The organism is Kitasatospora herbaricolor (assembly GCF_030813695.1).
Classification (GTDB): domain Bacteria; phylum Actinomycetota; class Actinomycetes; order Streptomycetales; family Streptomycetaceae; genus Kitasatospora; species Kitasatospora herbaricolor.
On the sequence record NZ_JAUSVA010000002.1, the window covers coordinates 7,097,705 to 7,122,887 of the forward strand.

Below are 25,183 nucleotides of genomic sequence, written 5' to 3' on the forward strand. Positions count from 1 at the left end.
CCGTCAGGGGTGGGTCATCCGCAGCACGTCCAGCGCCTCGTCCAACTGCTGCTCGGTGAGCAGGCCCTGCTCCAGGTAGCCGCGGTCCAGCACCACCTGACGGATGGTCCTGCGCTCCGCGACGGCCTGCTTGGCGACCTTGGCCGCCTCCTCGTAGCCGATGTAGCGGTTGAGCGGGGTGACCACCGAGGGCGAGGACTCGGCGTACTCGCGGGCCCGGTCGACGTTGGCGGTGATCCCGTCGACCGCGCGGTCGGCGAGCAGCCGGGCGCTGTTGGCCAGCAGCCGGATCGACTCCAGCACGTTGCGGGCGATCACCGGCAGCATCACGTTGAGTTCGAAGTTGCCGCCGGCGCCGGCCACCGTGACCGTGGTGTCGTTGCCGATCACCTGGGCGGCGACCATCAGCACCACCTCGGGCAGCACCGGGTTCACCTTGCCGGGCATGATCGACGATCCGGGCTGCAGGTCGGGCAGGTTGATCTCGGCCAGCCCCGTGCGCGGGCCGGAGCCCATCCAGCGCAGATCGTTGGCGATCTTGGTGAAGCCGACCGCGATCGTCCGCAGCTGGCCGCTCAGCTCGACCAGGCCGTCCCGGGCGCCCTGGGCCTCGAAGTGGTCGCGCGCCTCGGTCAGCGGGAGGCCGGTCGCCGCGGCCACCTCGGCGATCACGGCGGCCGAGAAGCCGGGCGGGGTGTTGATGCCGGTGCCGACGGCGGTGCCGCCCAGTGGCAGCTCCGCGACCCTGGGCAGGGCCGCCAGCAGCCGCTCCCGCCCGTACCGGACCTGGGCCGCGTACCCGCCGAACTCCTGCCCGAGGGTGACCGGCGTGGCGTCCATCAGGTGCGTCCGGCCGGACTTCACCACCCCGGCGAACTCCGCGGACTTGCGCTCCAGCGCCTCCGCCAGGTGTTCCAGCGCGGGGATCAAGTCCCGGGTGACGGCCGCGGTGGCGGCGATGTGGATGGAGGAGGGGAAGACGTCGTTGGACGACTGGCTCGCGTTGACCTGGTCGTTCGGGTGCACCGGCCGCCCGAGCCGCTCGCCCGCCAGGGTGGCGATCACCTCGTTGGTGTTCATGTTCGAGGACGTCCCCGAACCGGTCTGGAACACGTCCACCGGGAACTGGTCGTCCAGCCCGCCGGCGGCCACCTCCTCGGCCGCGGCCACGATCGCCGCCGCGGTGGCCTCGTCCAGCACCCCCAGCCGGGCGTTCACCTTCGCCGCCGCGGCCTTGACCCGCGCCAGCGCCGCGATGTGCTCCCGCTCCAGCCGCTGGCCGGACACCGGGAAGTTCTCCACCGCCCGCTGCGTCTGGGCCTGCCACTTCGCGGCGGCGGGCACCCGCACCTCGCCCATCGAGTCGTGCTCGATCCGCCACTCCTGCTCGGCGCCCCCGGCCCGCTGACCGGACCTGGCCTGCTCGTCACCCATGGCGCGACACCTTCTGCTCGGCTCCCGGGGCCGCCGCCGACTCGACCGCGGCCCGCACGGCGGCCACCCCTCGCGGCAACCGCCGATCAGCACAGCCGCGCGCGGTCCCCAGGTATTTCCCGGCTCACTCGAACGGATGACGCGAGCCTGCGGCACGGCCCCGGCGGCCCGCCCGGCAGACTGTGCCCATGACGATGAAGCCCGCCGCGCTCAAGGCCGCCTGCCTGTCCCTCAACGGGGCCGAGGAGACCTTCCCGTTCGGCCCGGAGACCTCGGTCTTCAAGGTCGGCGGGAAGATCTTCGCGCTGAGCACCCTGGACGCGGAACCGCTCAAGGTGAGCCTGAAGTGCGACCCCGAGGTCGCCGTGCGGCTGCGCGAGGACCACCCGGCGGTCACCCCCGGCTGGCACCTGAACAAGCGGCACTGGAACACCGTCCTGCTCGACGGATCGCTGCCGGACCGGCTGGTCCGCGAGATGATCGAGGACTCCTACGACCTGATCGTCACCCAGCTCCCGCGCCGCCAGCAGCTGGTGCTGGACTGGCCCGGGGTCTCCCGTCCGGGGGAGGGGGAGCGTCCGCCCCGCTGAGACCCGGCGGCCGCTCTCCGGAGTTCACCCGATCGGGTGAGGCCCGGATGGATCGCCCCGGTCCCGCCCGGGCCGCTCCGTACGCTCGGCCGAGCCCCGCCGGCAGCCGGGCCGTGCCCCGACCGACCGCGCCGACCGCCCGCCGCACCCGCGGCCCGCAGGCGGACCGGGCGGGTCCGCCGGCGGGCCGGGAGCCGTCCGGCCGGGCCGGCGGACGGCGCAGGCTGACACCGAGGGTGGGGACGGACATGGACACGGACGCAGGACGGCACCGCGGGCGACCGGGGCTGACCCGGCGCGGGCTGATCGGGGCCTCGGCCGGGCTGGGCGGAGCGGCCTGGCTGCTGCGCGGGACGGTCGGCCCCGAGAGCGCCGGCGCCGCCGGCACCGCGCCGCCCGCACTGCCCGCCGGGACGGCGGCCTACCGGCGGGTGTACGAGAACTGGTCGGGCGAGATCCGCACCGACCAGCTCTGGACCTGCGCGCCGCGCACCCCGCAGGAGGTCGCGGCCCTCGCCGACTGGGCGCACGCCCAGGGCTGGCGGCTGCGCGCCCAGGGGTACCGGCACACCTGGGCGCCGCTGACGGTCGCCGACCGGACCGACGAGGCGGCGCGCGTCCTGCTGGTCGACACCTCCGAGTACCTGACCGCGATCTCGCACGCCGGCGCCGACACGGTCCGGGTGCAGACCGGCGCCACCATGGAGAGCCTGCTCGCCCACCTCGCCGGCCGCGGCCTCGGGGTCACCGCCTGTCCCGCGCCCGGCGAGGTCACGGTGGGCGGCGTGCTCGCGATCGGCGGCCACGGCACCGCCGTGCCGGCCGCCGGCGAGAGCCCCCGGCCCGGCCACGGCTACGGCTCGCTGAGCAACCAGGTCACCGAACTCACCGCCGTGGTAAGGGACGAGGCCGCCGGCCGGTACGTGCTGCGCACCTTCGGCCGGGCCGAGGCCGACAGCGCGGCCTTCCTGGTCCACCTGGGCCGGGCCTTCCTCACCGAGGTCGTCCTGCGGGCCGGCGCCGACCAGCGGCTGCGCTGCGTCAGCCGCCTGGACATCCCGGCCGACGAGCTGTTCGCCCGGCCCGGCACGGCGGGCGGGCCGCGGACCTTCGCGGGCTTCGTCGACCACGACGGCCGGGCCGAGGCCATCTGGTTCGCGTACACCGACCGGCCCTGGCTGAAGACCTGGAGCCTCGCCCCGGCCCGGCCGTTCGCCGCCCGGCAGGTGGAGGAGCCCTACAACTACCCCTTCACCGACAACATCCCCGAGCCGGTGGCCCGGCTGGCCGGCCAACTGGTCGGCGGTGCCTGGGGGACGGCCCCGCTGTTCGGCCAACTCCAGTACCTGGTGGCCAAGCTGGCGCTGACCGCGGACCTGACCGACATCCTGCTCTCCGGCGGCCTGCTGCGCGACCTGCTGAGCGGCGACACCCTCACCCATCTGCTGGCCGGCGGGCTGCGCTCGGACCTCTGGGGGCCGTCCCGCACCCTGCTCCAGTACGTCCGGCCGAGCACCCTGCGGATGACCGCCAACGGCTACGCGGTGCTGGCCCGGCGGGCCGATCTCCAGTGGGTGGTCAGCGAGTTCGCCGCCTACTACCGGTCGCTGCTCGGGCAGTACCAGGCCCGCGGCGAGTTCCCGGTGAACGGGACGGTGGAGATCCGGGTGACGGGCCTGGACGACCCCTCCTGGTGCGGGGTGCCGGGCGCCCGCCCGCCGCTGCTCTCCGCCCTGCGCCCGCGCCCGGACCGCCCCGAGTGGGACACCGCGGTCTGGCTCGACATCCTCACCCTGCCCAACACGCCGGGCCTGCACCGGTTCTGCCGGGACATCGAGCGGTTCCTGCTGCGGACCTTCGACGGGACGCGGGCCGGCCTGCGGGTCGAGTGGTCCAAGGGCTGGGCGTACACCGAGGACGCGGCCTGGGCCGAGCCCGAGGTGCTCGGCCGGGTGGTGCCGGACAGCCTCCGCGCGGGCGGGGGCCCCGGCTGGGACGAGGCCGTCGCGGTGCTCGACCGGTACGACCCGCATCGGGTCCTCGGCAACCCGTTCCTGGACGCGCTGCTGCGCTGACCGGCGGCGGCCGGTACGGCCGGGCACCCCGTGCGATCCGGGGTGCCCGGCCCGCAAGTCCCGCTCGAAGCGAGTGCCTTGTTGGGCAGTGGCGTTGCTGGGCAGGGGCGTTGTCGCCCGCCGTGCCGCCCGGAGCCGGGTCAGCCGTGGTAGGCGGCGACGATCTTGGTGAAGGCGTACGGTGCCTGGCTGATCCCGCTGCAGGCGTCGCCCGCCGGGGTGCCCGAGGGGCACTGCCGGTCGCGGTTGACGGACCAGAAGGTGAAGCGGGCCAGGTGGTGCGCCTTGGCGTAGTTGACGATCGTGGTGAAGTCCGTGACCGAGACGGTCTCGTCGCTCTCGTCGGTCTTCCCGTTCATCGAGGAGATCCCGATGTGGCGGTAGGCCGTCGCGGAGTCGTAGCCGTAGGCGCTCGCGACGGCGTTCTTCAGGCCGTCGGCGGCGGTGACGGTCACCGAGCCCATCGAGCCGCTGTGGCCGCCGAAGTCGAAGGGCATGACGGTCCAGCCGTCGAGCGCCAGGCCGGCCTTCGCGCCCTTCTTGATCAGGTCGACGCCGGCCGCGTCCGGGCCGGTGGGCGTGGTGCCGAAGGTGACGTACTCCTTGATGCCGGGATTGTTGTTCTTGACGATCTTCAGGGCGTCGATCACCCGCTGACGGACCGTCGCACCGGCCACCTCGGTGTCCTCGATGTCGATGTCGATCGCCTTGAGCCGGTAGGCGTTGATCACCTTCTGGTAGGCGCCGGCGAGGGCGCTCGCGGAGGTGCACTTCTCGCCGAGCTTGGCGCCGCTCCAGCCGCCGAAGGAGATCACCACGTCCCCGCCGGCCGCCCGGATGCCGTCGATCGCGCTCTGGTCGCTGCCGCCGGTGAGCGCCCGGCTGCCGTCCCACTTGGGGTTGCAGCCGCCGTCGCTGAGCATGAAGGCGAGCGTGAACTGCTTGACGCCGGTGGCCGCCATCACCGCGGTGGGGCTCTGCGGACTTCCCCAGCCCAGGTACTCGTACGGGGCGTTGAGGCCGACCGGATCCGGAGTGGCGGCCAGCCCGGCGGGGGCCAGTGCGAAGGCGGTGCCGGTGAGCGAGACGGCGGCGGCCAGGGCGAGCAGCGGGCGGAGGGGTGTGCGCGGGTTCATGGTTCACCGTTCCGTTGGTCCGTGGGGGCCCGTGGGGGCGGGAGACGTGGTGCGGCGATGCGAGGGCGGCGCAGGGAGGCGAGGGGCGGGAGTCCCTATTACGTTAGGAAAGTTTCCTAACGCTTGCAGGGTAGGGAACCAGCTGTCGCGGTACACGTCAAGAGCCCCCGTCGGAAAGCCCGTTGCTCGCCCGGCGTGGCTGCGGCCGGACACGGCGAGGCCGGGCGCCCGGCAGTGCCGCGCGCCCGGCCGGGGCGGTCGTGCTCAGCCCGCCGGGTTGTCCCGCAGCCGCTCCTGCTGGATCTCCGGGCGCTTGCTGTCCCAGAGCAGCTCCCAGACCCGGAACACGCAGTGGTAGTCCCGCATGCTGCCGCGGGTGATCAGCAGGTAGGAGTCCCCGTCCCGCAGCAGCGTGCGCTGGCGGTCGGTCACCGGGTGCTGCGGGCGGTAGCCGGGGACGATCCGCTTCAGCTCCGCCAGCGCTTCCTCGCGGCTGCCCTCGATCTCGGCGAGGACCTTCGGCGCCCACAGCCGGTTGTCACCGATGCCGTCGGTCTCCTCGACCACCAGAGCCCAGCGCGCCATCTCGTCCACCCCTTGTCCTCGGAAAATGCCCCTCCTGGCCCGGTCAGCCTAGTACGGGCCGCCCGGCGGCCCCCGCCGTGGGCGGCGCCGCACCGGGCGGCCTCCCGGCGGCCCGGCGGGCGGTCCGGTGCGGAATACTCGCCGGTACCTTCCGAGACTCCAAGGAGCGCTTCAATGACGAAGCCGAACCGCATCGACCCGGCCGACCTCCTCGCCGTCGGCGACCTGCTCACCGACGAGGAGCGGCTGATCCGCGACACCGTCCGGCGCTTCGCCGACGAGCGGATCAGGCCGCACGTGGGGGAGTGGTTCGAGCGCGGCGTCTTCCCGGCCCGGGAGCTGGCCCCCGAACTCGGCGCCCTCGGGGTCCTCGGCATGCACCTCGACGGGTACGGCTGCACCGGTTCGACGGCGGTCGCCTACGGCGTCGCCTGCATGGAGCTGGAGGCGGCCGACTCCGGGCTGCGCAGCTTCGTCTCCGTCCAGGGCTCGCTGGCGATGCGCGCCATCCACGCCTTCGGCTCCGAGGAGCAGAAGCAGCGGTGGCTGCCGGAGATGGCGGCCGGCCGGGCGATCGGCTGCTTCGGCCTGACCGAGCCGGACTTCGGCTCCGACCCGGCCAACATGCGCACCAGGGCCCGCCGCAAGGGCAGCGACTGGGTGCTCTCCGGCACGAAGATGTGGATCACCAACGGCAGCATCGCGGACGCCGCGGTGATCTGGGCGCAGACCGAGGAGGGCGTCCGGGGCTTCGTGGTGCCGCGCGGCACCAAGGGCTTCTCGGCCAACGACGTGCACGGCAAGCTCTCCCTGCGGGCCTCGGTGACGAGCGAGTTGGTGCTGGAGGACGTGCACCTGCCGGCCGACGCGGTGCTGCCGGGCGTCACCGGCCTGCGCGGGCCGCTCTCCTCGCTGAACGAGGCCCGCTACGGCATCCTCTGGGGCACCGTCGGCGCCGCCCGTGACTGCTACACCACCGCGCTGGACTACGCGAAGACCCGGGTCCAGTTCGACCGCCCGATCGCGGCCTTCCAGCTCACCCAGCAGAAGCTGGTCGAGATGATGCTGGAGGTCGAGAAGGCCTACCTGGTCGCCCTGCGGATCGGCCGGCTCAAGGACGCGGGGGAGTCCGTGCCGGCGCACATCAGCTTCGGCAAGCTCAACAACGTCCGCGCGGCCCTGGAGATCGCCCGCAGCGCCCGGACGATCCTCGGCGCCAACGGGATCACCACCGAGTACCCGGTGCTGCGGCACGCCAACAACCTGGAGTCGGTGCTCACCTACGAGGGCACCGGTGAGATCCACACCCTCGTGCTGGGCCAGGCCATCACCGGTGAGGCCGCCTATCACTGAGCCGTCCTCAAACGGCGGGGCAGGGGCGGGGCCCACCGAAAACCGGCTCGCCGTCACGGCGGCGGGCCGGTTAGGGTCGGCACTCCCACCCGCCCCCGTCGAGCGAAGAAGGCCCGGACGTGACCGGTACCACCACCCTCTGGCGTCCCACCGGACCTCAGGAGCTGGCACTGGTCGAGGCCTCCGGCCGGCGTGCCTGGCCGCCGAGGCTGCCGGACCAGCCGATCTTCTACCCGGTGCTGAACGAGGACTACGCGATCCGGATCGCCCGGGACTGGAACGTCCGCGCCTCCGGCGTCGGCTACGTCACCCGCTTCGAGGTCGACACCGCCTTCCTGGCCCGCTACCCCGTCCGGCAGGCGGGCGGCCGGACCATCCTGGAGCTCTGGGTCCCGGCCGAGGAACTGGCGGAGTTCAACCGGCACATCGTCGGGCTGATCGAAGTGGTCCACGAGTTCCGGCCGGCCTGCTGACGGAGCCCGGCCAGGTGAACCGGTCCCGCCCGCGATCCGGTCCCGCGCCGCTCGCCCCGGCACGGCCCAGTGCCCGGGGCGAGCGGCCGCGTGAGCGCCACCGGCCGGACGCCGGCCGTTCGCCGTCAGGACACCGTCCGGTACGCCACCCACGGCAGCATGGCCGGGCCGGTGGGCGACGCGGCGGCGGCCGACCAGGCGCACGACCCGGCCGCGGCACCGGAAGGAACCCCCTCATGACCACGCCTCGTACACCCCGCGTGCTCGTCGTCGGCATCGACGGCGTACGCCACGACCTGCTGTCCGAGGTGGCGATGCCACGGCTGGCCGAGGTCGCCGGCGCCGGGTTCCTGGTGCCCGTCGAGGTGGACGCGGACACCCCGACCATGTCCGGGCCCTGCTGGGCGACGGTCGTGACCGGGGTCACCGCGACCAAGCACGGGGTGTGGGGCAACCACCTCGCGGGCAACCGGCTGGACGTCTTCCCGGACTTCGCGACCAGGCTCGCCAAGCTGGACGGCCGGCGCACCTTCGTCGCCGCCGGCTGGGAGCCCCTGCTGCTCGCCATGGCCGGCGGCCCGCTGTTCCGGGCACCCGGGCGGTCCTCGTACATCGCGCCGGCCGCCGACACTCCGGAGGCCTGGGAGGAGGTCGACGAGGAGGTCACCCGCGAGGCCGTCCACGTGCTGACCACCGCCGACCCGGAGGCCTCCTTCGTCTACCTCGGCGCGGTGGACGAGACCGCGCACTTCCTCGGCTGCGGCGCCCGCTACCGCGCCGCGATGCGGGCGGCGGACGAACGGCTCGGCCGCCTCCTGGACGCCCTCCGCAGCCGGCCGGGTCACCGGCGGGAGGCGTGGACCGTCATCGTCGTCACCGACCACGGGCACGTGGACGCCGGCGGCCACGGCGGCACCACCCCCGAGGAGCGCACCGCCTGGGTGGCCTGCGCCGGTCCGGACATCCCGGCCGCCCCGCCCACCGGGGTGATCCGCCACGTGGACGTGGCCGCCCAGGTCTACGCGTCGCTGGGCCGTCCGGCCGATCCGCACTGGACGCTGGACGGGCGGCCGTTCCCCGTCGCCCGGCGGGCGCCGGAGGCCGGGCCGGACGCCGCGGCGGGAGTGTCGGAAGAACTTTCGCAGGGGGTGCCGGACGGAGTGCCGGAGGGGGCGCCGGCCACTGCCGGATCGAGCCGGGGCTGAGGCGCACCGGGCCCGGTGCGGGCCGCGGACCGGGCTGCCGACCCGGCCCGTCCCCTAGGGGTTCCGGCCCGGGGCCGGGGCGGCCCCGCCGGCGCGGACGGGTGGTGGGCGGCGGGTCGGCCGGGGCCTGACAGGCCGACAGCGGGGCCCGGGGCAGGCCGCCCGGGGCCCGGTGTACCTCTCAAGGTGGAGACCGTACCCCCTGGGGTGGAGGGTGGTTCGCGACCTCGTGCTGATGCCGCGTCGGGGCGGCCGGGCCAGGATGGAGGACAAGCAGAGCCGGCGCTGTGACGTCGCCGGATGGAAAGGGTTGGAGCAGTCATGGGGATGATGGGCAAGCTCGCAGTGGGGGTGGCGGGCACCGGGATGGCGCTCGCGGTCGCGACGGTGGCCGTCGGCCCCCGGATGACGGACTGGTACGAGGGGCACCACCGCGAGCAGGCCGACTACTCCACCGGCAGCGCGGCCAAGGCCGGCCAGCGCACCGTGCCGTCCTGGCTGCCGGACGACGCCTCCGCCGTCCGCTACCTGCGGTCCACCACCACCGACGACAGCCTGCTCCGGGCCACCGTCCCCGGCGGGCGCCTCCCGGCCGGCTGCACGCCCTCCGAACGGAAGTCCGGCGCGGCCCACCCCGGGCCCACGACGAAGGACCGGCCCGGCGCGGCCAGGCTCAAGGCGGGCTGGTTCCCGGCCGCGCCCGCGGCCGAGGTGTCCGGCCGCTGCGGGCACTACAGCGTCGTGCTGTCGGGGGATCAGCTGTACGCCTGGCAGGACGGCGCCGGTGCCCGGGCGGCCGGCCAGGGGGGCGCGGCACCCCGGCGCTGACGCCCCGGAGGGCCCGGGCGGCCCACCGGCAGCGATCCGGCGCGCCCGCCGGAGCCGTGGCGGAGCGGGCGGGGCACCCACCGGCCGGCCCCCCGGATGATCCACCCGGGGGGCCCGGCTGTCGGCCGGGCGGCAGGCTGGGGTAGGACGGAGCGAGTACCCGACGCTCGTGAGGAGCCCCATGCCCGGCCCGACCGCCGATACCACCGGTGCGCAGTCGACCCTCTCCCGTCCCTCCGACCTCACCGGCATCGGCCGGACCGGCGTCGTCGTCCTCGGCGGGCTGGTCGCCCTCGGCCCGCTCACCACGGACCTCTACCTCCCCGCACTCCCCGCACTCACCGCCGACCTGCACACCAACCCGGCGGCCACCCAGCTCACGCTGACCTTCTCGCTGCTCGGCGTCGCCGCGGGCCAGCTGCTGTTCGGACCGCTCAGCGACCGCCTCGGCCGGCGCCGGCCGCTGCTGGGCGGCCTGCTGGTCTACTCGGCCGCCACCCTGCTCTGCCTGCTGGCGACCACGCTGCCGCTGCTGGTGGCGGGCCGGTTCCTGCAGGGCATGGCGGGGGCGGCGGGGCTGGTGATCGGCCGGGCCATCGCCCGGGACCGCTACGACGGCGTCGCGGTGGTCCGCTTCCTCGCCTCGATCGGCCTGATATCCGGGCTCGCGCCGATGTTCGCGCCCATGCTCGGTGCCCAACTGCTGCGGGTCACCACCTGGCGCGGCACCTTCGCCGCGCTCGGCGTCCTCGGCCTGCTGCTCACCGTCTTCGCGCTGGTCTCGCTGCGCGAGACGCTGCCCCCGGAGGGCCGCCACGGCGGCGGGCTGGCCGCCACCCTGCGGACCATCGGCCGGCTGCTGCGGGACGTCCGCTTCCTCGGCCTCGTCCTCACCAGCAGCTTCGCCTTCGGCGCGCTGTTCGCCTACATCAGCGGCTCGTCCTTCGTGCTGCAGCAGGTGTACGGGGTGTCGCCGCAGACCTACAGCCTGCTGTTCGGACTGAACTCCTTCGCCATCGTCGGAGTGACCCAGCTCAACGGCCGGCTGCTCGCCCACCGTTTCTCCGCCCGCGCGCTGATGACCGCCGGGCTGGTGGTCGGCGCGGTGGCGGCGGTGGTGCTGCTCCTGCTGACCGGGGTCTGGGACCTCGGCCTGGCCGGGTTCTGCCCGCCGGTGTTCGTGATGATGGCGAGCATGGGCGTGGTGCTGCCCAACTCGGCCGCGCAGGCCCTGACCATGGTGGAACCCGCCACCGCCGGTTCGGCCTCGGCCCTGCTGGGGGTCGGGACCTTCCTGTGCGGTGCGCTGGTAGCGCCGCTGAGCAGCGCCGGCGGTGAACCGTCCGCGCTGGTGCTCGGGGCCGTGGTACTGGGGTGCTCGGCCCTGGCGGGCACCGCGTACCTGGTGCTCTGCCGGCCCTGGCGGGTCGCGCTCTGAGGACAGGGCCCCGGTCGGCGGCGGGGCCGGGGCCCCACCCGGTCAGCCCGCGTCGGGCGAGGCCGTCCGGACGCCGAAGGCCCGCAGTGTGGCGGCCACCGCGTCGGCCGTGTCGCTCGGCTGCCAGTCCAGCTGGAGGCGAGCCCGGCGGGCGTCGGGGGTCAGCTCGGAGCCGAGGAAGTGCAACTCGCCGAAGGACAGCTGGGGCGGTCGGCCGGTGGCCTTGGAGGTCAGCTCGCCGACGGCGGCGAGGATCCAGGCGCTGGGGCTCGCCAGCGTGACCGGGACCCGGGCGCCCGGCACCGCCCGCCGCACCAGCCCGGCGATCTCGGGCAGCTCCAGAAAGCGGTCGGAGAACAGGTAGCGCGAGCCTACGGCGGCCCGCGCGGCCCTCAGTTGGCCTTCGGCGAGATCCTCGTTGAAGACCACGGCCATGCCGCCGGGCGGCAGTGCCGGCACCTTCCGCCGGGCCAGGTCGACCAGCAGCCGGTTGAGCGCGGTGGGCCGGGCGGGCCCCGGGCCGAAGACCGCGGACGGGTGGACGAGTCTGGCCGGCAGCCCGCGTCCGATCGCCTCGACGACCAGCCGGTCGGCCTGCTGCTTGGAGCGCTCGTAGGCTGTGCCCAGCGGCTTCTCCTCGAGCAGGGATTCGTCGAACGGCAGGTCGCGGGGGCGCTCGAAGACGTCCATGGTGCTGGTGTGCACGAAGCACTCGACCCGTTCCGCCAGCGCGGCCTCGACCAGCGAGCGGGTGCCGTCGACGTTGACCCGGTCGAAGAGCGAGCGGTCCAGGAGCCACTGCTCCGGCAGGCCGGCGGCGTGGAAGACGGTGTCGCACCCCTGGACGGCGGCGCGCAGCGAGCCGGGCTCGGCCAGGTCGCCGGGCCAGGCCTCGACACCGGGCGGGAGCCCGGCCCGGGCCGGGTCGCGGACCAGCGCCCGGACGCGCACGCCCCGCTCGGCCAGCAGCCTGGCCAGCGGGTGGCCGACCGTGCCGGTGGCTCCGGTGACGAGTGCCTGGCGCATACGGTCCTCCGGCGGTCCGGCGGTGGGCAGATGGCGGTCGGAAGGCGGTCGGACACCCACCGGCCCCGGCCGGGACGCGGTCCCGGCGTCCTCCGGGGCCGGCCCGGTCACGCGGGCGGGGCCGAGCCACCGCCGTCGATCATGCCGCATCGGGCGGCCCGGGCCCTGACCGCGACGCACCGACACCCGGCCGGGCCCCGACCGCGACGCACCGACGGCCGCCCGGTCCCGATGGGATCGTCCCGTCCGGCACTGCCAGGCTTCCGTACCGTTGCCGGGCGCGCCGCCCGCTCCTCGTCCCGGGAACGCCGCCGCCGGGCGCGGCGCGGGCGGGAAGCCTGCACCACGCCCGGCGGCGGGTTACCGGGTCGGGCGGTACCGGGTCGGGCGGTACCGGGCCCGGCCGTCCCGGAGCGGGTCCTGGTCGGGTCCGGAGCGGATGCCCGGGCCCGTGCCGGGCGGTGCCGGAACACGTCCGGCGGCCGCCCGGCACCACCGGGTCCCACCCGGCGGCGGCGGTCAGGCGATGGAGAAGTCGTCGCCGAAGACGCTGCCCTGGCCGTACCAGCCGTGCAGGTAGACGGTGACGGTGCCCGAGGCGCCGGTGGTGAACGGCACGGTGAGCTTGGTCCAGCTGCTGGCGGCAGGCGTCCAGGTGCTGGCCGTCGCGCCGCCGCTCACGCCGATGTAGGCGTAGTTGCCCTGGACCCAACCGGACAGCGTGTAGCTGTGGTTGGGCAGCAGGGTGACGGTCTGCGCGCACTCGCCGGTCTGCCCGGCGGTCACGGCGGCCTGCAGGGCGCGGGTGCCGCTGTGGACCGGGGTGGCGACCACGGCGCCGCCGCTCTGGCAGGTCCACGGGGCGAGGCTGCCGGTCTCCAGACCGCCGTTGACCAGGCCGGTCGGGGTGGTGCCACCCGTCACGGTCAGGGTGTAGGTGGTGGTGTGGCTGCCGGAGGCGCCGGTGGCCTTGACGGTCAGCGGGTAGCTGCCGGCGGCGGTGGCGGCGGTGGTGCTGATGTTCAGGGTGGCGGCCGAACCGGCGTTCACCGTGCCGGGGTTGATGGTGGCGGTGACGCCGGCGGGGGCGCCGGTGACGGTCAGCGCCAGGCTCTGGGCGGAGCCGGAGGTGACGGCGGTGGCGATGTTCGCGGTGGTGGCGGAGCCGGCCGCTACCGTGCCGGCGGCCGGGGTGGTGCTCACCGAGAAGTCGTTGCCCGGCTGGGTGCTGGTGACCGTCAGGGTGTAGGTGGTGGTGTGGCTGCCGGAGGCGCCGGTGGCCTTGACGGTCAGCGGGTAGCTGCCGGCGGCGGTGGCGGCGGTGGTGCTGATGTTCAGGGTGGCGGCCGAACCGGCGTTCACCGTGCCGGGGTTGATGGTGGCGGTGACGCCGGCGGGGGCGCCGGTGACGGTCAGCGCCAGGCTCTGGGCGGAGCCGGAGGTGACGGCGGTGGCGATGTTCGCGGTGGTGGCGGAGCCGGCCGCTACCGTGCCGGCGGCCGGGGTGGTGCTCACCGAGAAGTCGTTCACCGGCGTGGTGGTACCGCTGGTGTACGGCGCGAAGATGTGGGTGAAGTCCCAGGTGCCCTGGCTGATCCCGGAGCAGTTGTCGGCGCCGGCCGTGCCCACGCAACCGCCGTTGTCCCGCTGGAGGGCCCAGAAGGAGAGCGTGTTGACGCCCTTGGAGAGCGCCCAGTTGTACACGGTGGTGGCGTTGGCGACGGTGAAGGTCTCGGCCGGCCCGAAGTCGTCGATGCCGAGCATCTCGATGATGCCGATCGAACCCCACAGCTGCGCCGAGGTCTTGTTCGGGTAGAGCTGCGCGAGCTGGTTGTACAGACCGGTGGTGGCGGTCTGGGTGTCGGTCGCCATGTTGTGCGAGGCGTTGTCGTAGTAGTCGAACGTCATCTGGTTGACGACGTCGATCCGCGCGTTGTTGGCGATCGCGTTCCGCAGGACGTTCAGCCCGTTGTCGGCAAGCCCGCTGGTGGTGGTCGGCAGGGTGTAGGAGAACTGGACGGAACGGCCGTTGGCGGCGGCCCAGTCCTGGACCAGCTTGATGGCCTTGTTGCGGCGGTCGATGCCGCCGCTGTTGGTCAGCGAGTTGTCCTCGATGTCGAGGTCGATCCGGCTGATGTCGTAGGTCGTGATGACCTTCTCGAAGGCGGCCGCGATCTGGTTCACATCGGTGCAGCTGTCGGCGAGTTCGGTGCCGGTGTTGTCGGCCGTGTAGCCGCCGAAGGACGGGATGACGTCGCCGCCGTTGGCGCGGATGGTGGCGATGTCGGCGCCGAAGGTGGACTGCGCCACCGGCATCGAGGTGTCGCCGTTCCACAGCGGCGTGCAGGAGCCCTTGGTGGCGGTCTGCAGGAAGGCCATGGTGAGGTTCTTGGCACCGGACTGGGCGGCCAGCGCGGCCGGGCTCTCACCGGTCCAGGCCTCGAAGTAGGGGGCGAAGATCCGGGTGGGCAGTGGGGTGGCGGCCTCGGCGGAGGCTGTCCCCACCGTGATCAGGCCGGCTGACGCGACCAGCGTGGCACAGGTGGCCACGATGGCCTGGACGGTTCTGCGCAGGCGCATGTTTGTTCTCCAACAGACGTGTTGACGTTGACAGTTGGTGACAGTTGTCCGCCTCGGCCGAAGCCGTGGGCGGGCGCCCGGGTCATGGAGGCACCGGGGCGGACGGCGGTGCAGGGGCACGGTCGCCGTTGCGGGTCGGGGGTGGTCGGGAGATGGGCAGGGCAAGCCCCGCCGGCCGGTGGTCACACCCCCACAGTGCATCCCGGTCGGATGGACACCGCCTATAGTTGGACTAGACCACCTGTCTGTCAAGAGTCCTAACAGTTCGTCATCGAAGCCATCGGGCGGCGGGCCGGGCGATATCGCTTGCGAGCCGGCCGCCGCAGCGGAGATGATCTCCCGTGAGTGACAACGGCAGAGAGGGCGCGCACCGCCCCGACGCATGAGCCCGAGGGTTCCGCCGATCCTGGCGGACGGCCCCGGCCACCGCCTGTCCGGCGTCTCCTCCCCGTCCCGCGCACCCCCGTACGCGCCCGCCCGCACCCGCGGGCCGATGGCGGTACCCGCACACACCCACGTCGCCGTCCTTCCGGGAGAAGTCAGGCGCAGCTCGTCCGCGCTCCGGGGGGACGCCGCCACCCGCCACCTCCCCGGGGGCGAGCCGGTCGAGGAGCCGGTCGACGCGCGTCCGGTCGATGAGCCGGCCGCCGACATCTGCGCGCCCGACCCCGGGCCGGACGCCGGCGTCACCCGGGCGGAAGGGCCCGCAGCCCCGACCGAGGGATCCGGCGGGGCTGCGGGCCCTCGGGCCGGAGACGTCCGGCCGGTGAGCGGGTCAGGACGGGGGGCAGACGGCGCCGCGGACGGCTTCGAGGATCTTCGCGGCCTGCTCGGGGCCCCAGCCCGAAGGGTGCTTCGCGGAGGTGAAGCGCTGGTTCGTCAGGTCGACCAGCTTGTCCCTGTCCTTGGGGTACCGGTAGATGTCCTGGCAGGTGTTCCGGGCCCGCTCGGCGGCCTTGTCGGGGTCGCCCGCGACGATGTCCCGGTCGATGGCGTCTAGTGCGCCGACGAGCTTGGCGACCAGGGCGCCGTCCGGCTTGGGCGGCAGGCCGGCGTCGGCCGGCGGCGAGGGCTTGGCGGTGGCCGGCGGCGCGGCCGGGTCGGCCGCGGTCGGGTCCGCGGGGGCCGTGGCGGAGGGCGGTGCCGAGGTGGCGCCCGGGGCGTCGGCGGCGGGGGAGGTGGCCGGCGCGGCGGAGCCCGAGGACGCGGGGGTGGTGGCGGTCGGGGGCGCCGGAGCGGCGGAGCCGCTGCCGCTGGAACATGCCGTCAGGGTGAGGGCGGCGGCCGCCGTGAGGGTGGCGGCGAGGAGGCGTGTGCGCATCGCCATACGGTGTCATGTTCGCGGCGGGACGTCGCCGGTCGTGACGATCTCGTAATGCCGGCGCCGGGCCGTCCCGGCCGGGGACCTCGGCCCGCCGGGAGGAATCCGGCGGGCCGAGCGGGGCGTCAGCCCAGGCCGTTGGACTTCAGCCAGTCCTTGGCGACCGCCGACGGGTCCTCCTTGTCGATCGCGACCCGCTTCATCAGCGCCGTCAGCCCGGCCGTGTCGAGCTTGGCCGAGACCGCGTTCAGCGCGGCCGTCGCGGTCGCGTCCACGCCCGCCTTGTTCACCAGCGGGGTCACGTTCTGCGCACCGAACACGTTCTTCGGGTCGGCCAGCGGGACGAGCTTCAGCTGGAGGATCTTCGGGTCGGTGGTGAACACGTTGCCGACCTGGATCGTGCCGTCCTTGATCGCGTTCGCGGTGGTCTCGCCGGTCGGCTTCCACTCCTTGAAGGTCAGCCCGTACACGTCCTTGAACTGCGCCTCGCGGCGGGACTTGAACTCCGGCGGGCCGCCGATCACGAAGTCGGCGGCCTGCGGGGCGAGGTCGCTGACGCTCTTCAGGCCGAACTTGTCGGCGGTCTCCTGGCTGACGGTCAGCGAGTCCTTGTCCTCGGCCGGCGAGGAGTCCAGGATCCCGAGCGAGGCCGGCAGCGCCTTGGCCAGCGCCGCGTTGACCTCCTCCTTGCTGGCCGCGGTGGACTTGGCGTCCAGGTAGCCGAGCAGCGCGCCGTTGTACTCCGGCAGCACGGTCAGGCTGCCGTTCTGGACCTGCCCGTACAGCACCTCGCGGCTGCCGATGTTGAACTTCTCCTCGACCTTGACGCCCTTGGCCTTCAGCGCCTGCGAGTAGATCGAGCCGAGCAGCACGTTCTCGGGGAAGTTCGCCGAGCCGACCACCACGGTCGAGCCGGAACCGGAGCCGGAACCCGGCGCCGTCGCGCCGGCCGAGGACGGCGAGGCCAGCGGGTCGCCGCCGGAGGAGCCGCAGGCGGCCGCACCGAGCGCGAGGGAGGCGAGGGTGGCGGCCGTGAGGGCGCGGCGGACAGCTCCGGCGCGTGAGGAGTTCGACATCGGGTGGAACCTTTCGGAAGGGGGAGAAGGGAGGCGTCGGAAGCCGGCGGACGGTCAGTCGGACCGGCGCTGCGCCCGGACACCGGGCGGCAGTGCGTAGCGCGCGAGCAGGGCGAAGAACAACTGGGCGGCGACCGCGAGCAGGACCACCAGCAGCGCGCCGCCGACGGTCACCGCGTAGTCGCGGGTGGCCAGCCCGTCGATGACGTACCGGCCGAGGCCGCCGAGGCCCACGTAGGCGGCCACGGTGGCGGTCGCGATCACCTGGACGGTGGCGGTGCGCAGCCCGGCGAGCAGGGCGGGCAGCGCGGACGGCAGACAGACCCCGAGCAGGACCTGCCGGTGCGTCATCCCCACCCCGCGCGCCGCGTCCCGGACGTCCGGATCGGTGTCCCGGACGCCCTCGACGGCGGCCACCAGCAGCGGCGGCGCGGCCAGCGCGACCAGCGGCAGCAGGACGGCGGTGTCGCCGACCCCGGCGAGCAGGACGGCCAGCGTCACCAGCCCGAGGGTGGGCAGTGCGCGGGTGGCGCCGGCCATCGCGGTCACGACGGTGACGCCGCGTCCGGTGTAGCCGATCAGGAGGCCGAGCGGGATGGCCAGCAGCGAGGCGTAGAACAGGGCCTCGGCGGACAGCGCGAGGTGCTCGGCGATCCGGTTGAGGATCGAGTCGGGGCCGCTGCGGCGGTCCGGCGAGCCGAAGAAGTCGCTCAGCCAGGAGAGCCAGTTCACCTGGTCACCGCCTTCTCGCGGACGGCCCAGGGGGCGAGCAGCCGGCGGGCCGTCACCAGGACCACGTCGGTGGCCAGGGCGAGGACGGCGATCAGCGCGATCCCGGCGACGATCGGGGTCGGGAAGGTCCGCTGGAACCCGTCGATGAACAGGTAGCCGAGCCCGCCGCGGCCGACCAGGGCGCCGACGCTGGCCAGCGAGATGCTGGAGACCGCCGCCACCCGCAGTCCGGCGACCAGGTACGGCACGCTGGCGGGCAGTTCGACGGCGGCGAGCCGGTGCCACGGGCCGTAGCCCATGGCGGTGGCGGCCTGCCGGACGGGCTCCGGCACCGCGCGCAGGCCGTCGACGGTGGTCGGCAGCAGCACGGCGAGGGCGTAGAAGGTGAGCGGGACCATCACGGTGGCCCGGGTGGCCAGGCCGGTGTACGGGATCAGCACCACGAACACCGCGAGCGAGGGCAGCGCGTAGACGACGTTGAAGACCGCGGCGAGCGGCTGGTAGAGCCGCGGGAACCGTGCGCAGACCAGGCCGAGCGGCAGCGCGAGCAGCAGCCCGATCAGTACGGGGACCAGCGCGATCACGGCGTGGTCGGCCGTCAGGTCGCCCAGGTAGCCGAGATGGTCGCCGATCCAGTACCAGCGGACCAGGGGTTCATCGTCCACCGGTGGCCCCGTCCGGGTCGCTGTCCGGCGCCGGGGTGTCCGCCACGGGGGCGTCCGTGGCCGGGGTGTCCGTCGTGGCGCCCTTCCCGGGGGTGCTGGGGCCGCCCGTCGCGGGGCCCGCCGGGAGGCCGGCCGAGAGGGCCGTCAGGACGGCCTCCCGGGTGGCGGTGCCGAGGGCGCGCCCCTCGGCGTCCAGTGCGACGGCGACGCCGACCGGGGAGAGCACGGCGGCGTCCAGCGCGGTGCGCAGGGTGTCGCTGGCAGGTCGGTAGCCGGCGGCGGGCAGCAGCGCGGCGTCCGCCGCGCGGTCGATCCAGCCGATCGGGCGCCCGGTGTCGTCGAGCGCCAACTCCCAGCTTCCGTGACGGAGTCCGTCGCCGACCGGGCGGACGCTGACGGTGGACGCCGGGCGCAGGCCGAGCCCCCGCAGGCCGCGGTCGCGGCCGAGGAAGGCGGCCACGCCGTCGTCCGCCGGGGCGGTCAGCAGGGTGTGCGGGTCGGCCAGTTGGGCGATCCGGCCCTGCTCGCGCAGCACCACGACCTGGTCGCCGAGCTTGACGGCCTCCTCGATGTCGTGCGTGACGAACAGCACGGTCTTGTTCAACTCGGACTGCAGGCGGAGCAGTTCGTCCTGGAGGCCGGCCCGGACCACCGGGTCGACGGCGCTGAACGGCTCGTCCATCAGCAGTACGGGCGGGTCGGCGGCCAAGGCCCGTGCCACGCCGACGCGTTGTTGCTGGCCGCCGGAGAGCTGGAAGGGGTACCGCCGGGCCGTCTCCGGCGCCAGGCCGACCAGTTCCAGGAGCTCGGCGGCCCGGGCGCGGGCCTTCTTGCGGTCCCGGCCCAGGAGGTAGGGGACGGTGGCGATGTTGTCGATCACCCGGCGGTGCGGGAACAGCCCGGCCTGCTGGATGACGTAGCCGATGCCCCGGCGCAGCTTGGCCGCGTCCAGTTCGGCGACGTCCGTGCCGTCCAGCAGCACCCGCCCCGAGGTCGGCTCGACCATCCGGTTGACCATCCGCAGAAGGGTGGTCTTGCCGCAGCCGGAGGGTCCGACCAGCACGGTTATCCGCCCGGTCGGCACGTCGAGGTCAAGGCTCCCGACGGCGATGGTGCCGTCGGGGTGGCGCTTGCCTGCGCCGTCGAATCTGATCACTGAGCTTCCTAGCTGTCGCGCCGCGGCGCTGGTCGTCTGAACTGATCGGGCACACGTTCGATCGTGCTCCGCCCGCGTGGTTGCCCAGGAGCGGACCGCCGGAAACCTTGATCAGGCTACGATCCGGATCTTCCGGTGTCCTGGATTCGGCCCCGTTCGGCCGTCGGCCGCCCGGCGGCCCACCACCCCGTGCCCGGCCCCCGTACCCCGCCCGCGCCGGCGCCCTTCGTCTCCGCCCGTCCGCGCCCGCCCCCTTCGTCTCCGCCCGTCCCCACCCGTCCCTTCTGCCCTGCCGCCCGCGGGCACCCCGGCGTCCGCCCGGATGCCGAGGCCCGGACGGACGCTCGACCCGGACGGGCGCCCAGGGCCTCGCGGCCCTGGTCCCGTCCTCGTCTACCCGCCCGTCCGGGCCCTACTCCCGCCGCAAGCCGGACTTGAGCCGCCCGCCCGGGTGGGCAGCCCGGCCGCGGCCCAGCCGACGAACCCGCCGTCCAGGTCGGTGGCCCGGTGCAGGCCGATCTCGCGCAGCGAGGCCGCGGCCAGGCTGGAGGCGTACCCCTCGGAGCAGACCACCACGATCTCCACGTCGTACCCGACGGCTTCCGGGATCCGGTGGCTGCCGGCCGGGTCGAGGCGCCATTCCAGCACATTGCGCTCGATGATCAGCGAGCCGGGGATCTCGCCCTCCGCGGCCCGCTGCGCGGCCGGGCGGATGTCGACCAGCAGGGCGCCCGCCTGCTGCGCGTCGTGGGCCTCGCGGGCCCCCGGGCGGTGGACGCCCTCGCGGGAGCGCTCCACCAGGTCGTCGATCGTGGTCACCATTGCTCAGGTCCTTCCACCGAGGTGCGGACGAGGCCGCCGGCCCGCAGGTCGTAGTGCGACATCTCGCTCAGCGGCGGCGAGTAGGCGTGCAGGGTGACGGCCGGGCCGGAGGTGGTGTTCCGGACGTCGTGGACGTAGTCGGGGCCGAAGGCGCGGTCGCTGCCGGCCGGGAGCCTGCGGATCAGCAGTCCCTGGTCGGGGCTGGGCAGCGACAGCTCCTCCAGCTCGCCGAGGGCGACGGTGAAGGCGCCGCGCGAGCCCCCGTGGTCGTGGAACCCGGTGGACTGGCCGGGCAGCCAGCTGATCAGCCAGACCTCGTGGTCCTCGGAGGACTCCAGCCGCTCGTACCAGCGGTCGTCGGTGGCCAGCCGGACCTTGTGGATCCACTGGTCGGGCTCCTCCGCCAGGGTGCGGACGATCTTGCGCAGGGCGTTGGGCGAGAGGGGCGTGCGGGCGCGGTCGGGCGCCAGGTCCAGGCTCATTCGGTCGTCCTCGGGAAGCGGAGGGTACGGCGCGGCCCGTGGAGCGGGCGCGCCGAGCGGATGAGAGCAGTGCTGCGGGAGGTGCTGCCGAACCGCTGGCGGGAGCCGGTTCAGAGGAGCGCGGTGCGGGCCCTGGAGAACGTCACAGAGCGGGGACCGGCCAGGAGGTGAAGGTCAACAGGCACACATGGAACTCGCCTGGCGTCGCAGATCGACGTGCAGGCGGCAGACCAGAGTGGTGCCGGATTCCATGGGCCGATAGTTCCCGAGAGAAGGACCGCACGTCAAGCCGGGTCCGCGATCCGGGCGGCCGTGTCGCGCGCTCCGCGGCCGTGCCGGCGACCGCCGGCCGGCGGTCGGCCCGGCCGCCCCCGGCGGCGCCGTGCGGCCCGGCGTCCGGGAGTGGTCAGGCGTCGCATGCGTACCGGCCGCACCGGCGGGGTACATCACCGTTTCATCCGATACGGGAGTTCCTGCGTGTCCGGTTAACCAGACCGACCCTGCCGCGTTACGTCCGACGTATTGTCAGGCCCCAGAGGCCGGGCCTACGGTCTACGCACGTAGATCCGCCCCGTCGACCCTCGAACCGAAGGCCCGTTCCCCCGACGGGCCACGGAGTTGCGGAGGTACCCATGTCTCGAATCGTCCGTGCGGCCCTCGTCCAGACGAAGTGGACGGGTGATCAGGAGTCCATGATCGGCCTCCATGAGCGGTACGCCCGGGAGGCCGCCGCCCAGGGCGCGCAGGTCATCGGGTTCCAGGAGGTGTTCAACGCGCCGTACTTCTGTCAGGTGCAGGAGCCCGAGCACTACCGCTGGGCCGAGGCGGTGCCCGACGGCCCCACCGTGGTCCGGATGCAGGCGCTCGCCCGGGAGCTGAACCTCGTCATGGTCGTACCGGTGTACGAGGAGGAGCAGCCCGGGATCTACTACAACACCGCCGCCGTGATCGACGCCGACGGCAGCTACCTCGGCAAGTACCGCAAGCACCACATCCCGCAGGTCAAGGGTTTCTGGGAGAAGTACTACTTCAAGCCCGGAAACCTCGGCTGGCCGGTCTTCGACACCGCGGTCGGCAAGGTCGGCGTCTACATCTGCTACGACCGGCACTTCCCCGAGGGCTGGCGCGCGCTCGGCCTGGCCGGCGCCCAGATCGTCTACAACCCCTCCGCCACCAGCCGCGGGCTCTCCGCCTACCTCTGGCAGCTGGAGCAGCCCGCCGCCGCCGTCGCCAACGAGTACTTCGTCGCGGCGATCAACCGGGTGGGCGTCGAGGAGTACGGCGACAACGACTTCTACGGCACCTCCTACTTCGTCGACCCGCGCGGCCAGTTCGTCGGCGAGCCGGCCTCCGACAAGGAGGAGGAGCTGATCGTCCGCGACCTCGACCTCGGCCAGATCGAGGAGGTCCGCCAGCAGTGGGCCTTCTACCGGGACCGCCGGCCGGACGCCTACGGGCCGCTGAGCGAGGCCTGAGGGGAGGGCGAGGCCATGACCCGCACAGTCATCCGGGGCGGCCTGGTCGTCACCGCCGCCGAGGAACTGCACGCCGACGTCCTGATCGAGGACGGCCGGATCGCCGCGCTGGCCACCACCGGCAGCTCCGCCGCCGAGGCCTGGAGCGCGGACACCGTCATCGACGCCGGCGGGCACTACGTCATCCCCGGCGGGGTGGACGTCCACACCCACATGGAGCTGCCGTTCGGCGGCACGGCCGCCTCCGACACCTTCGAGACCGGCACCCGCGCCGCCGCCTGGGGCGGCACCACCACCATCGTCGACTTCGCCGTCCAGCCGGTCGGCGGTTCGCTCCGCGAGGGCCTGGACACCTGGCACGCCAAGGCCGAGGGCAACTGCGCCATCGACTACGGCTTCCACACCATCGTCTCCGACGTCAACGAGTCGGTGCTCAAGGAGATGGACAGCCTCGTCGACTCCGGCGAGTCCACCTCCTTCAAGCTGTTCATGGCCTACCCCGGCGTGTTCTACAGCGACGACGGCCGGATCCTGCGGGCCATGCAGCGCAGCGCCGTCAACGGCGGGCTGATCATGATGCACGCCGAGAACGGCATCGCCATCGACGTCCTGGTCGAACAGGCGCTGGCCGCCGGGAAGACCGACCCGCGCTACCACGGCGAGGTCCGCCGCGAGCTGCTGGAGGCCGAGGCCACCCACCGCGCGATCAAGCTCGCCCAGGTGGCGGGCAGCCCGTTGTACGTCGTGCACGTGTCGGCCGGGAGTGCCCTCGCCGAGCTGGCCCGGGCGCGGGACGACGGGCTCAACGTCTTCGGCGAGACCTGCCCGCAGTACCTCTTCCTCTCGACCGACAACCTGGCGGAGCCGGACTTCGAGGGCGCCAAGTACGTGTGCAGCACGCCGCTGCGCCCGCGCGAGCACCAGGAGGCCCTCTGGCGGGGCCTGCGCACCAACGACCTCCAGGTGGTCTCCACCGACCACTGCCCGTTCTGCTTCGCCGGGCAGAAGGAGCTCGGCCGGGGCGACTTCTCCAAGATCCCCAACGGTCTGCCGGGGGTGGAGAACCGGATGGACCTGCTGCACCAGGCCGTGGTCGCCGGCCGGATCAGCCGCCGCCGCTGGATCGAGATCGCCTGCGCCACACCGGCCCGCATGTTCGGCCTCTACCCGCGCAAGGGCACCATCGCCCCCGGCGCCGACGCCGACCTGGTGATCTACGACCCGGCCGCCGTGCAGACCGTCTCCGCCGCCACCCACCACATGAACGTCGACTACTCGGCGTACGAGGGGCGGCAGCTCACCGGCCGCGCCAGGACGGTCCTGTCCCGCGGCACCGTCGTGCTGGACGACGGCCGGTGGCTCGGCCGGGCCGGCCACGGCGCCTTCCTGCGCCGCGACACCTGCCAGTACCTGACCTGACCCGTCCGACAGCACCGCCCGGGGCCGGTGGGCCGGTCCCGGGCGGCGTTCGACGACCCCGCGGCACGGCCGCGTACCCACCTCGTACCGCACCTCGCACTTCCGCACCGCGCACCCGCACCGCGCGAGCCGCACGTACCCCAGGATTGGTGGACCCCTCATGGACATCGGGCTCGTCCTGCAGACCGACCCGCCCGCAAGCCTGCTGATCGACCGGATGGTCCGGGCCGAGCAGGCCGGCTTCAGCCACGGCTGGACCTTCGACTCCGTCGTGCTGTGGCAGGAACCCTTCGTCATCCACAGCCGGATCCTCGCCGCCACCCAGCGGCTGCGCGTCGGCACCATGGTCACCAACCCCTCCACCCGCACCTGGGAGGTGACCGCCTCGACCTTCGCCACCCTCAACGACATGTACGGCAACCGCACCGTCTGCGGCATCGGCCGCGGCGACTCCGCGATGCGGGTGGCCGGCCGCAAGCCCGCCACCCTGGCCCGGCTCTCCCAGGCCATGCACGCCATCAAGGAACTCGCCGAGGGCCGTACGGTCGAGGTCGACGGCACCGAGATGCACCTGCCGTGGGTGACCGACGGCGCGCTGCCGATCTGGATGGGCGCGTACGGTCCCAAGGCGCTGGCCCTCACCGGGCAGCAGGCCGACGGGTTCATCCTGCAGCTCGCCGACCCCTACCTCACCGAGTACATGATCAAGGCCGTCCGGGCGGCCGCCGCCGAGGCCGGGCGCGACCCCGCCGCCGTCACCATCTGCGTCGCCGCGCCCGCGTACGTCACCGCCGACGACTCGCCCGAGTCCCTCGCGCACGCCCGGGAGCAGTGCCGCTGGTTCGGCGGCATGGTCGGCAACCACGTCGCCGACCTGGTCGGCCACTACGGCGAGCACTCGTCGCTGGTGCCCGAGGCACTCACCGAGTACATCAAGGGCCGGCAGGGCTACGACTACAGCCACCACGGCCGCGCCGGGAACCCGGACACCGCGTTCGTCCCGGACGAGATCGTCGACCGCTTCTGCCTGATCGGCACCGCCGACGCCCAGGTGGAGAAGCTGGAGCGCCTGCGGGCCCTGGGCGTCGACCAGTTCGCCGTCTACGCGATGCACGACGCCGTCGAACAGACCATCGACGCCTACGGCAGCGACGTCATCCCGCGCCTGTGACCGGGCCCTGGTGACCCGCAGCCACCCTGCCCGGTGCCCCCACGCCGCCCGGTGCCCCCACGCCGGTGCCCGCGCCCTTGACCCCGAGGCCCTTGACCGCTCGTCCTTGATCCCGCACCCGTGACCCCGCACCCGTGACCC

At 73.8% G+C, this 25,183-nt stretch carries 23 protein-coding genes; 11 read left to right on the top strand and 12 right to left on the bottom strand.

Translation table 11 applies throughout. The features are described 5' to 3' along the window. Window positions 1-3: 3 nt before the first annotated feature. Window positions 4-1,434 (bottom strand): class II fumarate hydratase, encoded by a 1,431-nt coding sequence (locus tag J2S46_RS30840; RefSeq protein WP_191287833.1) that lies wholly within the window; start codon window positions 1,432-1,434, stop codon window positions 4-6. A 194-nt stretch (window positions 1,435-1,628) separates the two neighbouring features. On the opposite strand from J2S46_RS30840, the gene J2S46_RS30845 reads away from it, so the two are divergent. Both J2S46_RS30845 and J2S46_RS30850 read left to right on the top strand, forming a co-directional pair. Beyond that, window positions 1,629-2,024, top strand: coding sequence for an MmcQ/YjbR family DNA-binding protein (locus J2S46_RS30845; protein WP_191288281.1), 396 nt, complete (start codon window positions 1,629-1,631; stop codon window positions 2,022-2,024). Between the two features lie 248 nt (window positions 2,025-2,272). Further along, window positions 2,273-4,099, top strand: a complete 1,827-nt coding sequence (locus J2S46_RS30850; RefSeq protein ID WP_191287834.1) for a cholesterol oxidase substrate-binding domain-containing protein — start codon at window positions 2,273-2,275, stop codon at window positions 4,097-4,099. Between the two features lie 140 nt (window positions 4,100-4,239). On the opposite strand, the gene J2S46_RS30855 is transcribed toward J2S46_RS30850, so the two are convergent. Next, window positions 4,240-5,235, bottom strand: a complete 996-nt coding sequence (locus tag J2S46_RS30855; RefSeq protein WP_191287835.1) for a chitinase — start codon at window positions 5,233-5,235, stop codon at window positions 4,240-4,242. A gap of 264 nt (window positions 5,236-5,499) precedes the next feature. Beyond that, window positions 5,500-5,820, bottom strand: a complete 321-nt coding sequence (locus J2S46_RS30860) for a hypothetical protein (RefSeq protein WP_191287836.1) — start codon at window positions 5,818-5,820, stop codon at window positions 5,500-5,502. A gap of 174 nt (window positions 5,821-5,994) precedes the next feature. Between J2S46_RS30860 and J2S46_RS30865 the strand changes: the two genes are divergently transcribed. From J2S46_RS30865 to J2S46_RS30890, 6 genes are all read left to right on the top strand, one after another. After that, window positions 5,995-7,173 (top strand): acyl-CoA dehydrogenase family protein, encoded by a 1,179-nt coding sequence (locus tag J2S46_RS30865; protein WP_191287837.1) that lies wholly within the window; start codon window positions 5,995-5,997, stop codon window positions 7,171-7,173. Window positions 7,174-7,292: 119 nt separating this feature from the next. Beyond that, entirely contained in the window at window positions 7,293-7,646 is a 354-nt protein-coding gene (locus tag J2S46_RS30870; protein ID WP_191287838.1) for a hypothetical protein, read from the top strand. Window positions 7,647-7,736: 90 nt separating this feature from the next. Next, window positions 7,737-7,886: a hypothetical protein gene (locus tag J2S46_RS30875; protein WP_191287839.1), complete on the top strand. Its 150-nt coding sequence runs from the start codon at window positions 7,737-7,739 to the stop codon at window positions 7,884-7,886. Continuing rightward, entirely contained in the window at window positions 7,883-8,851 is a 969-nt protein-coding gene (locus J2S46_RS30880; RefSeq protein ID WP_191287840.1) for an alkaline phosphatase family protein, read from the top strand. The genes J2S46_RS30875 and J2S46_RS30880 overlap by 4 nt, the downstream gene beginning before the upstream one ends. Window positions 8,852-9,172: 321 nt before the next feature. Next, window positions 9,173-9,679: a hypothetical protein gene (locus J2S46_RS30885; protein WP_191287841.1), complete on the top strand. Its 507-nt coding sequence runs from the start codon at window positions 9,173-9,175 to the stop codon at window positions 9,677-9,679. 181 nt (window positions 9,680-9,860) lie between these two features. Beyond that, window positions 9,861-11,117 carry a multidrug effflux MFS transporter gene (locus tag J2S46_RS30890; protein ID WP_191287842.1) on the top strand — a complete coding sequence of 419 codons (1,257 nt, stop codon included), beginning with the start codon at window positions 9,861-9,863 and terminating at the stop codon, window positions 11,115-11,117. 42 nt (window positions 11,118-11,159) lie between these two features. Here the strand turns inward: J2S46_RS30890 and J2S46_RS30895 are convergent, their stop codons facing one another. From J2S46_RS30895 to J2S46_RS30935, 9 genes are all read right to left on the bottom strand, one after another. Then, a complete protein-coding gene (locus tag J2S46_RS30895) occupies window positions 11,160-12,143 on the bottom strand; it encodes an NAD-dependent epimerase/dehydratase family protein (RefSeq protein ID WP_191287843.1) in 984 nt (327 codons plus the stop codon). Window positions 12,144-12,662: 519 nt separating this feature from the next. Then, a complete protein-coding gene (locus J2S46_RS30900) occupies window positions 12,663-14,723 on the bottom strand; it encodes a glycosyl hydrolase family 18 protein (protein WP_191287844.1) in 2,061 nt (686 codons plus the stop codon). A 775-nt stretch (window positions 14,724-15,498) separates the two neighbouring features. Next, on the bottom strand, window positions 15,499-16,044 hold the full coding sequence (locus J2S46_RS30905) for a DUF732 domain-containing protein (RefSeq protein WP_191287845.1): 546 nt from the start codon (window positions 16,042-16,044) through the stop codon (window positions 15,499-15,501). A gap of 125 nt (window positions 16,045-16,169) precedes the next feature. After that, on the bottom strand, window positions 16,170-17,120 hold the full coding sequence (locus J2S46_RS30910; protein WP_191287846.1) for an ABC transporter substrate-binding protein: 951 nt from the start codon (window positions 17,118-17,120) through the stop codon (window positions 16,170-16,172). Between the two features lie 54 nt (window positions 17,121-17,174). Then, window positions 17,175-17,852: an ABC transporter permease gene (locus tag J2S46_RS30915; protein WP_191287847.1), complete on the bottom strand. Its 678-nt coding sequence runs from the start codon at window positions 17,850-17,852 to the stop codon at window positions 17,175-17,177. Beyond that, on the bottom strand, window positions 17,849-18,517 hold the full coding sequence (locus tag J2S46_RS30920) for an ABC transporter permease (protein WP_191287848.1): 669 nt from the start codon (window positions 18,515-18,517) through the stop codon (window positions 17,849-17,851). The genes J2S46_RS30915 and J2S46_RS30920 overlap by 4 nt, the downstream gene beginning before the upstream one ends. Beyond that, window positions 18,507-19,673, bottom strand: coding sequence for an ABC transporter ATP-binding protein (locus J2S46_RS30925; protein WP_191287849.1), 1,167 nt, complete (start codon window positions 19,671-19,673; stop codon window positions 18,507-18,509). Before J2S46_RS30925 ends, J2S46_RS30920 begins: the two co-directional genes overlap by 11 nt. A 393-nt stretch (window positions 19,674-20,066) precedes the next feature. Continuing rightward, window positions 20,067-20,495, bottom strand: a complete 429-nt coding sequence (locus J2S46_RS30930; RefSeq protein ID WP_191287850.1) for a rhodanese-like domain-containing protein — start codon at window positions 20,493-20,495, stop codon at window positions 20,067-20,069. Continuing rightward, the gene (locus tag J2S46_RS30935; protein WP_073922712.1) at window positions 20,489-20,977 is read right to left on the bottom strand and encodes a cysteine dioxygenase; all 489 of its coding nucleotides are present in this window, start codon (window positions 20,975-20,977) and stop codon (window positions 20,489-20,491) included. Before J2S46_RS30935 ends, J2S46_RS30930 begins: the two co-directional genes overlap by 7 nt. Before the next feature lie 632 nt (window positions 20,978-21,609). On the opposite strand from J2S46_RS30935, the gene J2S46_RS30940 reads away from it, so the two are divergent. The 3 genes from J2S46_RS30940 (at window position 21,610) to J2S46_RS30950 (ending at window position 25,042) form a co-directional block, all read left to right on the top strand. Further along, window positions 21,610-22,452: a nitrilase-related carbon-nitrogen hydrolase gene (locus tag J2S46_RS30940; protein ID WP_191287851.1), complete on the top strand. Its 843-nt coding sequence runs from the start codon at window positions 21,610-21,612 to the stop codon at window positions 22,450-22,452. A gap of 15 nt (window positions 22,453-22,467) precedes the next feature. Next, window positions 22,468-23,871: a dihydropyrimidinase gene (hydA, locus tag J2S46_RS30945; RefSeq protein ID WP_191287852.1), complete on the top strand. Its 1,404-nt coding sequence runs from the start codon at window positions 22,468-22,470 to the stop codon at window positions 23,869-23,871. Between the two features lie 160 nt (window positions 23,872-24,031). Then, complete coding sequence (locus tag J2S46_RS30950; protein WP_191287853.1) at window positions 24,032-25,042, top strand: TIGR03842 family LLM class F420-dependent oxidoreductase; 1,011 nt, start codon at window positions 24,032-24,034, stop codon at window positions 25,040-25,042. Window positions 25,043-25,183: the final 141 nt, after the last annotated feature.